Source organism: Bradyrhizobium guangdongense, assembly GCF_006483445.1.
Taxonomy (GTDB): Bacteria; Pseudomonadota; Alphaproteobacteria; order Rhizobiales; family Xanthobacteraceae; genus Bradyrhizobium; species Bradyrhizobium guangdongense_A.
Genome location: NZ_PPPT01000104.1, coordinates 1 through 10,074, shown reverse-complemented (window position 1 = coordinate 10,074; position 10,074 = coordinate 1). Strand labels below are relative to the sequence as shown.

The 10,074-nt window shown below is 64.8% G+C and carries 9 protein-coding genes; all 9 read right to left on the bottom strand.

All coding sequences use genetic code 11. The features are described from left to right. Positions 1-2,109: outer membrane protein assembly factor BamA (gene bamA, locus C2U70_RS15295; RefSeq protein WP_140979190.1), on the bottom strand; the 2,109-nt coding region annotated here is incomplete at its 3' end. 176 nt (positions 2,110-2,285) lie between these two features. Continuing rightward, positions 2,286-3,437 carry an RIP metalloprotease RseP gene (rseP, locus tag C2U70_RS15290; protein WP_140979189.1) on the bottom strand — a complete coding sequence of 384 codons (1,152 nt, stop codon included), beginning with the start codon at positions 3,435-3,437 and terminating at the stop codon, positions 2,286-2,288. A gap of 44 nt (positions 3,438-3,481) precedes the next feature. Further along, positions 3,482-4,705 (bottom strand): 1-deoxy-D-xylulose-5-phosphate reductoisomerase, encoded by a 1,224-nt coding sequence (gene dxr / locus C2U70_RS15285; RefSeq protein WP_140979187.1) that lies wholly within the window; start codon positions 4,703-4,705, stop codon positions 3,482-3,484. Positions 4,706-4,709: 4 nt separating this feature from the next. Continuing rightward, positions 4,710-5,552 carry a phosphatidate cytidylyltransferase gene (locus tag C2U70_RS15280; protein WP_140979186.1) on the bottom strand — a complete coding sequence of 281 codons (843 nt, stop codon included), beginning with the start codon at positions 5,550-5,552 and terminating at the stop codon, positions 4,710-4,712. Then, a complete protein-coding gene (locus C2U70_RS15275; RefSeq protein WP_140979185.1) occupies positions 5,549-6,307 on the bottom strand; it encodes an isoprenyl transferase in 759 nt (252 codons plus the stop codon). Before C2U70_RS15275 ends, C2U70_RS15280 begins: the two co-directional genes overlap by 4 nt. Positions 6,308-6,321: 14 nt before the next feature. Then, the gene (gene frr / locus C2U70_RS15270; RefSeq protein WP_140979183.1) at positions 6,322-6,885 is read right to left on the bottom strand and encodes a ribosome recycling factor; all 564 of its coding nucleotides are present in this window, start codon (positions 6,883-6,885) and stop codon (positions 6,322-6,324) included. A 56-nt stretch (positions 6,886-6,941) separates the two neighbouring features. Continuing rightward, complete coding sequence (pyrH, locus tag C2U70_RS15265) at positions 6,942-7,658, bottom strand: UMP kinase (protein ID WP_140979181.1); 717 nt, start codon at positions 7,656-7,658, stop codon at positions 6,942-6,944. 63 nt (positions 7,659-7,721) lie between these two features. Further along, positions 7,722-8,645 (bottom strand): translation elongation factor Ts, encoded by a 924-nt coding sequence (gene tsf / locus C2U70_RS15260; protein WP_140979179.1) that lies wholly within the window; start codon positions 8,643-8,645, stop codon positions 7,722-7,724. A gap of 127 nt (positions 8,646-8,772) precedes the next feature. Then, positions 8,773-9,765, bottom strand: a complete 993-nt coding sequence (locus tag C2U70_RS15255) for a 30S ribosomal protein S2 (RefSeq protein ID WP_140979177.1) — start codon at positions 9,763-9,765, stop codon at positions 8,773-8,775. Positions 9,766-10,074 lie beyond the last annotated feature (309 nt).

Below are 10,074 nucleotides of genomic sequence, written 5' to 3'. Positions count from 1 at the left end.
TGGGCCCGAACCTGGTGCGCGGCTTCGCACCAGGTTCGGGCCCATCTGGAAGTGATCCAGCATGCGCAGGTCGGTGCTGCCCCATTTGTTGAGCATGCCGCCCTGAACATGGAGCAGGCCGACCACGTCAGAGACCAGCGACTGGTAGTACTTCGCGTCGACCGCAGACTTGAGATACGAGACGTCGCCGCCGACACCCGCGAAGTCCTGTTTGAAGTCGATCAGGAGGCCGTCGGTCGGGTTCTTGTTGTTGTCGAGCGTGTTGTAGGTCAGCGAGTAGCCCAGCGCCGAGGTCAGCGTCTTGCCGTTTGCAAGCTCCTTGCGGACCGGCAGCGAGGCCTCACCGTCTGCGTAGCAGCCCAGACCGTTGGTCGAGACAAGGCTGATGCCGTTGGCGGCCGCATAGGCAGGGCTCGGGTTGAACGCCGCCGAGGTCGGATCGTTGTTACAGTTCGCGAGATACGAAGGCAGCTGGATTTCCTGCCGATAGATCGAGTAGCGAAGCTGCAGCGACAGGTCTTCACGCAGGCTGAAGCCGAGGCGCGGCGAGAAGCCGAGCGTCTTGGTGCCGTAGGAGACGTAGCTGTTGGAGAGCTGCTGGCGCTGATAGAGGTCGAGGCCGAGCGCGACGCGATAGTCCAGGAGATACGGCTCGACGAAGGACAGCGAATAACCGCGCGCATACTGGCCGTAGGTGACCGACGCCTTGGCGAACAGGCCGCGGCCGAGCAGGTTGCGTTCGGAGATCGAGACTTCGGCAAGCGCACCGTCGGTGGTCGAGTAGCCGCCCGAGATCGAGAAGTCGCCGGTCGACTTCTCCTCGAGGTCGACGACCAGGATCACGCGGTCGCTGGACGAGCCCGGCTCCGTGTTGATCTTGACGCTCTTGAAGTAGTCGAGGTTCTTCAGGCGCCGCTCGGCGCGGTCGACCAGCGCACGGTTGTAGGCGTCGCCCTCGGAGACGTCGAACTCGCGGCGGATGACGTAGTCGCGCGTGCGGGTGTTGCCGCGGATGTTGATGCGCTCGATATAGGTGCGCGGGCCCTCGTCGATGTTGAAGACGACGGACACGGTGTGGGCGTCGAAATTGCGGTCGCCGCCGGGACGGACCACGGCGAAGGCGAAGCCGCGCCGCGAGGCTTCGATCTGCATCTCCTCGACCGACTTCTCGACCGATTCGACGTTGTAGAGCGAGCCGACATTGACGCGCGAATAGCTGCGCAGCGAGTTGACGTCGAAGTTGGGGATGCTCGAGCGGAAGTCGACCGAGCCGACCCGATATTGCTGGCCTTCCTCGATCTTGAAGGTGACGAGGAAGCCCTTGCGCTCGGGATCGTATTCGGTGAGCGCGGCAACGACCTGCACGTCGGCAAAGCCCTTCTTGAGATAGAAGCGGCGGATCAGGTCGCGGTCGGCCTCGACACGATCCGGATCGTAGACGTCGGCGCTGCCGAGGAAGCTCAGCAGGTTGGTCTCGCGCGTCTTGATCACGTCCCGGAGCCGGTACGACGAAAAGGCGACGTTGCCGATGAACTCGATCGACTTGACGCCGGTCTTGGCACCTTCCTGGACCGTGAAGATCAGGTCGACGCGGTTGTTCGGCTGCTCGATGATCTCGGGCGTGACGTGCACGTCATAGCGGCCCGAGCGGCGGTAGATTTCGGCGATGCGCAGCGTGTCCGACTGCACCACCGCGCGCGAGAAGGTGCCGCGCGGCTTGGACTGGACTTCGGCGGAAAGCTGCTCGTCCTTGATCTTCTTGTTACCCTCGAAGGCAACGCGGCCGATCACGGCGTTCTCGACGACCGAGACCACGATCTGCGCGCCTGCGCGCCGGATCTTGACGTCCTGGAACAGGCCGGTCTCGATCAGCGCCTTCAGGCCGTCGTCGATGGCGCCCTGGTCGAGGCGCCCCCCCGGGCCCGGCTTGAAATAGGATCGGATGGTCTCGACCTCGACGCGCCGATTCCCTTCGACGACGATCGACTGCACGGTCTGAGCGACCGCGGACGAAGACACAAGCATAGCCCCAACCGGGGCAACCACCGGCGCGCCGCACAGGATCAGGGTGGCAAGCAGGCCCCCCCGGACTCGCATTCCAAACTTCATGCGCAACGCGCCCTTATCATTCAGTACCAGACCCAACCCCAACGCCGGTCTGGGAGATTCCCCAAGTTCAAGCCGCTTGTAGCCAATTTCACCGGCGCCGCAAACGGCCGAGCGCGCCGCAATTTCAATTTCATTCCAAGACGTTGCCCATCAGCAACGTCACAAAAAAGCCCGCTTCAGGAGGCCGCGAAACGAAGGATGTCGTTGTAGGTCGCAAACACCATCAGCATCAGCACAAGTCCAAGCCCGATTCGGAAACCCATCTCCTGGGTCCGCTCCGACAGCGGGCGGCCCCGCAGGACCTCGGCCGCATAGAACATAAGGTGGCCGCCATCGAGCAGCGGGATCGGGAACAGGTTAAGAAGCCCGATCGAGACCGACAGCACCGCGCAGAGGTTGATGACGAACTGGAAGCCGGCGCTGGCCGCCTGCCCCGACATTTTGGCGATGCCGAGCACGCCGGAGACGTCCTGCGGATTGCCATGGCCGACGAACAGCGATCCCAGGAACTTGAAGGTCGAGGCGATGATGAACCAGACTTGGTCGACGCCGATCTTCAGGGCCTCGAAGAAGCCGACCGGCGTGGTCGCCGCCTCGCCGAACTGGGCCTTGTGCTCGACCCCGAGCACGCCGACCTTCTGCTTGTTGCCGAACTGGTCCTTGCGCTCCTGCAGTTTCGGCGTCGCGTTCAACGACACGATCTCGCCGTCCCGCTTGACCTTGAAGACAAGCTGCGAACCGCCGTTCATCACAACGACGCGCTGCATGTCGTTGAAGCTCTCGATCGGGGTGCCGTCGATCTGCACCACGACGTCGCCGATCTTGAAGCCGGCCGCGGCGGCCGCGCCCTCTGCCACCAGCCCGTCCACGCGGGCGATCGTGCTCGGCTTGCCGTAGTACAACGCCATACCGGCGAAGATCAGGGCGCCCAAGATGAAGTTGGCGATGGGACCAGCCGCAACGATCGCGGCGCGCGGCCCGACCTTCTTGTGGTGGAAGCTGCCGGCGCGTTCCTCTTCGGTCATGGATGACAGCGTTTCGGCCGACGGGGTCGAGGCCTCGCTCTCATCACCGAAGAATTTGACGTAGCCGCCGAGCGGGATCGCCGAGACCTTCCAGCGCGTGCCGTGGCGGTCGTTGAAGCCGATCAGTTCCGGTCCGAAGCCGAGCGAAAAGGTTAACACCTTCACGCCTGCCCAGCGCGCAACCAGGAAATGGCCGAGCTCATGGAAGAAGACGACGATGGTCAGGACGAACAAGAAGGGGATTGCGTAGCCGATGAGCCCATGGCCCAACGTACTGAAACTATGGAGAAAAAAGTCAGTCATCGAATCCCCTCACCCAGCGCCTTCCGGCCCTGGCCCCGAACCCTCTAGGATGCCTTTAAGGCAATTTGAGGCAATAGGGCGGCGGCCCTTTTTCGCGCGTTATGGTCAACGGCGATTGCATCGTCAGCGGACGTCAAGGGAGCCAGGTTCCCTCCCCGGATCCAGTCCTCGAGGGTGGCCTCGACCAGCCTTGCGATGGCGCCGAATCTGATCTCGCCCTTGATGAACGCGGCGACCGCGACTTCGTTCGCGGCATTGTAGACGGTGGTCGCGCCGCGCCCCGTTCTTAACGAATCGTAAGCGAGCCGAAGTCCCGGGAAGCGTTCGAAGTCCGGCGCCTCAAAAGTCAGTTGTCCGATCTTGGCGAGATCGAGCCGGGCCGACGGACCGACGATGCGGTCGGGCCAGCCGAGGCAATGTGCGATCGGAATCCGCATGTCCGGCGCGCCGAGCTGCGCCATCACCGAACGGTCGGAGAACTCGACCATGCCGTGGATGATCGACTGCGGATGCACCAGCACGTCGATCTCGTCTGGCGTCAGCGCGAACAGATAGGAGGCCTCGATCACCTCGAGGCCCTTGTTCATCATCGAGGCGGAATCGATCGTGATCTTCTGGCCCATGCTCCAGTTCGGATGCTTGAGCGCCTGCGCCAGCGTCGCCTGCTCGATGTCGGCGCTCTTCCAGGTCCGGAACGGACCGCCTGAGGCCGTGATGATGACGCGGACGAGCTCGTCGCGATTGCCCGAGCTCAGCGCCTGGAACAGCGCATTGTGCTCGGAATCGGCCGGTAGAATGCAGGCATTGGCCTTGGCGGCACGCTGCATGAAGAAGTCGCCGGCGCAGACCAGACATTCCTTGTTGGCGAGCGCGACTGCGGCACCACGATCGACCGCGGCGAGCGCCGGCTTCAACCCGGCGGCACCGCTGACGGCGGCCATGACCCAATCGGCGGGCCTTGCGGCCGCTTCGATCACCGCGCTCTCGCCGGCGCCGCATTCGGTCTTCGTGCCCGCAAGTGCGCTCTTCAGTTCGGCAAGCTTGGAGGTGTCGGCGATCGCCACGAACCGCGCGGAGAATTCCCTGGCGAGTTTTGCGAGCGCCTCGACATTGCTGTTCGCGGTCAGCGCTTCGACCCGGTAGCGATCGGGCGCGCCGCGCAACAAATCCATCGTGCTGTCGCCGATCGAGCCGGTGGCACCGAGAACGGTCACGCTGCGCACCTCGGAGGCCGCAGCTTTGTTGTTACGCAAGGGGACTGCGCTCATACCTTCACCAAACCATAAGTCCGCTCCCCGCGCTATGCACACCATGGCGGAGGAAGCCGAAAATCCAGGCCACGATGATGGCCGCGATAAAGCCGTCCAGGCGGTCCATCAGACCGCCATGGCCGGGAATTAAGTGACTGGAATCCTTGACGCCGAACCGGCGTTTGACGGCGGATTCGAAGAGGTCGCCGAGTTGCGAGACCACCGTCAGCAGCGCGCTGAGGGCCAGCAATGGAACCGGCTTGCCAAACCCGGCGGCGGCAAAGCCGCCCGCAACCATCAGGCTCGCGATGAAGCTGCCGCCGGCGCCGGCCCAGGTCTTCTTCGGGCTGACCCGCGGCCACAGCTTTGGCCCGCCGATGCCGCGGCCGGCAAAATAGCCGCCGATGTCGGTCGCCCACACGACGAGCAGCACGAACATCAGCGCAACGAATCCGTTCACCGGATCCTGCCGCACCAGGATCGAGGCCAGGAGCGCTCCGGACGCATAGAGGAAGCCCAGCACCGCCCAGCCGCGCTTACCGGCCGACAACAGCGCGATCACGGCAAGCCCGACCACCAGACCCACGACCGCCGTCCTGAGCGCGCCGAAGGCGAGGCAGAATCCCATGAAGGCCAGCGCAATCGTTCCCGCCCCGGTCAGCGCGACTCGCCCTGCCCCGACCACAACAAGCCATTCCACGAACAGGCCGATCGCGGCGAGCGTGACGAGAAACGCCCACAGCCACCCGCCGGCCCAGGCGAGCGCGATGGCGAGCGGCGCCAGCACGAGTGCGGCGAGCACGCGCATCACGAGATTGCTGGAGGCAGGGCTTGCGGCCGCCGGCGTGGCGTCGGGTTCGCTCACGAGGCTGATTTCGCAACCAGGCCGCCGAAACGGCGTTCGCGCCTGGAGAATTCGGCTATCGCGCCTTCGAGCGCCGCCTTGTCGAAATCCGGCCAGTGGATCGGCACGAAGACGAGCTCGCTATAGGCCGCCTGCCACATCAGGAAGTTGGACAGGCGCTGCTCGCCGCTGGTGCGGATGATCAGATCGGGATCGGGAATATCGGGTGCGTCGAGATAGCGGCCGAGCGTGTCGGCGTCGATCGACGCAGGATCGCGCTTGCCGTCGGCGACCTCCTGCGCGAGCCGTTGCGCCGCCTTGGCGATTTCCGCGCGCGAGCCGTAATTGAAGGCGACGACCAGCGTCAGGCGCGTGTTGTCGCGCGTCAGCTCTTCGGCCTCGTTCAAGAGCGCGCAGATGTCGGGCTCTAACCCCTCGCGCTCGCCGATGATGCGGACCTTGACGCCGTCGCGATGCAGCGACGCCAGGTCGTTGCGGATGAAGCGCCGCAACAGGCCGAACAGATCCCCGATCTCGCTCGCCGGCCGCGACCAGTTCTCCGAAGAGAACGAGAAGATCGTGAGATAACGAATGCCGAGCTCGTGCGTGGCCCGCACCACGCGGCGCAACGCCTCGACGCCGCGACGATGGCCTTCGGCCCGCGGCAGCCCGCGCGACGCCGCCCAACGCCCATTGCCATCCATGATGATGGCAACATGCGCAGGCGCCTCGGACCGGTCAGGTCCATCGGTTACAGGCGCGGCGGCGTTCGGCATCGGGCTCTGCTTCTCTAAACCGTGAGAATTTCTTTTTCCTTGGCCGCCAGCAGCTTGTCGATCTCGGCGATCGTGCCGTCGGTCGCCTTCTGCACCTCGTCGGCGTGACGCTTCTGGTCGTCCTCGGACATCTCGTGATTCTTCTCGAGCTTCTTGAGAACGTCGAGGCCGTCGCGGCGGACATGGCGCGCGGCGACCTTGGCGGCCTCGGCGTATTTGTGCGCGACCTTGACCAGCTCCTTGCGCCGCTCCTCGTTGAGCTCGGGGATGCGCAGGCGCAACACCTGGCCTTCGGTGGCGGGCGAGAGACCAAGATTGGAATCGACGATCGCCTTCTCCACCGCCTTGACCATGCTCTTGTCCCAGACCTGCACCGAGATCATCCGCGGCTCCGGCACGCTGACGGTCGCGAGCTGGTTGAGCGGCATGTGGCTGCCATAGGCTTCGACCTGGACCGGATCGAGCATCGAAGCGGACGCACGTCCCGTGCGCAAACCGCCGAGCTCGTGCTTGAGGGCCGAAGTGGCGCCCTGCATGCGGCGCTTCAATTCGTTGATGTCGAAATTACCCGTAGCCATCACGCTCTCCCTTCAAAGTCCACTCGGCGCCCTTTTGGCCGGCGCCAGGCGGGCCGTCAGCCCGCGACGATCGTCCCGTGGCCGATGCCGCGCAGCACGGCGCCGATCGACCCGGGCTCGGAAATCGAGAATACGATGATAGGCAGCGACGTCTCGCGGGCAAGCGCGAAGGCGGTCGCATCCATCACCTTGTAGCCGCCTTCGATCGCCTGCGAATGCGTCAGCCGGTCAAAGCGCTTGGCGGTCGGGTCCTTCTTCGGATCGGCCGAGTAGACACCGTCGACATTGGTGGCCTTCAGCACGACCTCCGCGCCGATCTCGGCGGCGCGCAGCACGGCGGTCGTGTCGGTCGTGAAGAACGGATTGCCGGTTCCACCGCCGAGCAGCACGATTCGGCCCTCGGCGAGGTATTTGTGCGCCGCGGTGCGGGTGAACAGTTCGGCAATCTCGGGCATCACGAAGGCCGACAGGGCGCGCGCCGGCGTGCCCTTGCGCTCGATCGCCGCCTCCAGCGCGAGGCAGTTCATCATCGTGGCCATCATGCCCATGGTGTCGCCGGTCGGGCGCGACACGCCGCGGGAGGAGACTTCCATCCCGCGCACGATATTGCCGCCTCCGACGACGACGGCGATCTCGGTTCCGAGGTGACGGGCGGCGATCAGATCGTCCGCGATCCGGTCGATGGTCGGCTGGTCGAAACCGGAGCCCTGCTGTCCCGCGAGATATTCGCCGGACAGCTTGATCACCACGCGACGATAGACCGGATCAGTCATGAGCACTTTCCTCGTCCGGGCACCGCTTCCGGCGGAAGCCGCCGGAAGGGAACGTCCCGGCGCTTACTTCTTGCCGCTCGCGGCCGCGACTTCGGCGGCGAAGTCGGATTCCTGCTTCTCGATTCCCTCGCCGAGAGCATAGCGCACAAAGCCCGCGATCTTCACAGCGCCGCCGACCTTGCCCTCAGCTTCCTTCACCGCCTGCGCCACCGACTTGCCGGTGTCGTGGATGAAGGCCTGCTCGAGCAGGCAGACTTCCTTGTAGTAGGTCTTGAGGCCGGACTCGACGATCTTCTCGATCACGTTCTCCGGCTTGCCCTGCTGGCGGTACTTGTCGGCGAGCACGTCCTTCTCACGCTTGATCACGGCCGGATCGAGCCCGGTCGGGTCGAGCGCCAGCGGATTGGCGGCCGCGACATGCATGGCGAGCTGACGACCGAGGGTGGCGAGCTCATCGGCCTTGCCGGGCGATTCCAGTGCCACGAGCACGCCCATCTTGCCGGCGCCCTCGATGACCGCGCCGTGGACGTAGCTCGACACCACGCCCTGCTTCACTTCGAGGGAAGCGGCGCGGCGCAGCGTCATGTTCTCGCCGATGGTGGCGATCGCGTCGTTGATCGCGGTCTCGATGGTGACGTCGCCGACCTTGGCGGCCTTGATCTTCTCGACATCGGCGCCGGCGTCGAACGCGACCTGGGCGATCATCTTGACCAGGCCCTGGAACTGACCGTTGCGCGCGACGAAGTCGGTCTCGGAGTTGACCTCGACCACGACGCCCTTGCTGCCCTTGGTGAGCGCGCCGATCAGGCCCTCGGCCGCGACGCGGCCCGACTTCTTGGCGGCCTTCGACAGGCCCTTCTTGCGCAGCCAATCCTGCGCCGCTTCCATGTCGCCGCCGTTCTCGGTGAGCGCGGCCTTGCAGTCCATCATGCCCGCGCCGGTCGACTCGCGCAGGTCCTTGACCATTGCAGCTGTGATCGTTGCCATCGATGAATATCCTTCTTGCCTGCCAGTCGGCCCGCGGCGTGGCTTCGATGGCCTCGCCGCGGTCCATCACAGGATTCGCGTCATTGAAATGGTGGCCGGAACGGCTCCGGCCAACCCTTACGTTTGGCTATTCCGCTTCCGCGGTCAGCGCCTTGGCCTTGGCCACCCAGGCGTCCGCGCGGCTCGGCAGACCGACTTCTTCGCCGATCGTGTGCGCGGTGTCGTGGTCGAGCTCGGCGAGCTGCCAGTAGTGGAAGATGCCGAGGTCGTTGAACTTCTTCTCGATCGCGCCCGACACGCCCGGGAGCTTCTTGAGGTCGTCGGCAGTGCCGCGCGGACCGGCAAGGCCCTGGAAGCCGCTGGCTGCGGTCGGCAACTCTTCGGCGGCCGGACGAACCGAGGCGCCGACGTCGATGCCCGCATCGCCCTGGGCGCGCGAGATGCCGTCGATCGCAGCACGCGCGATCAGGTCGCAATAGAGCGAGATCGCGCGGCCGGCGTCGTCATTGCCGGGGACCACGTAGGTGATGCCCTTCGGATCCGAATTGGTGTCGACGATCGCGGCGACCGGAATGTTGAGGCGCTGGGCCTCCTGGATCGCGATGTCTTCCTTGTTGGTGTCGATCACGAAGATCAGGTCGGGCAGACCGCCCATGTCCTTGATGCCACCGAGCGAACGGTCGAGCTTGTCGCGCTCGCGCTGCAGCGTCAGGCGCTCCTTCTTGGTGTAGGAGTTGGCTTCACCGCCGGACAGCACGTCGTCGAGGTGACGCAGGCGCTTGATCGAGGCGGAGATCGTCTTCCAGTTGGTCAGCGTGCCGCCGAGCCAGCGCGAATTGACGAAATACTGCGCGCAACGCTTGGCCGCGTCGGCAACGCCGTCCTGGGCCTGGCGCTTGGTGCCGACGAACAGGATGCGGCCGCCCTTCGCGACGGTGTCGCTCACCGCCTGCAAGGCGTGATGCAGCATCGGCACGGTCTGTGCGAGGTCGACGATGTGGATGTTGTTGCGGGTGCCGAAAATGAACGGTGCCATTTTCGGATTCCAGCGGTGCGACTGGTGACCAAAGTGCACGCCAGCTTCCAAAAGCTGACGCATAGTGAAATCGGGTAGTGCCATCGTTCTAATTCTCCGGTTGGTTCCTCCGGAAACGTGTGAGCAAAACGGAGCGTTCTCGCCCCGGCTGCCACCGGACGGCCTTTTGAGCCATGTTTCCGTGTGAGATGGCGCGCTGTATAGCGCGATTTCGGCCAGAAGCAAGGAAATAAGGGCCTTTCGGGGGCATTTTCACTACTCCTCTCCAGGCCCCCTCTCCCCGGATTTCTCCGTCCAAGAGCCTAGCATCTGGGCTGGTTGGGCGGGCATTTCTTGGCGGAAACCGGCGGTGGCGCAGCCGGGCGCGGCGGCGGCGGGGGTGGCGCGACCGGG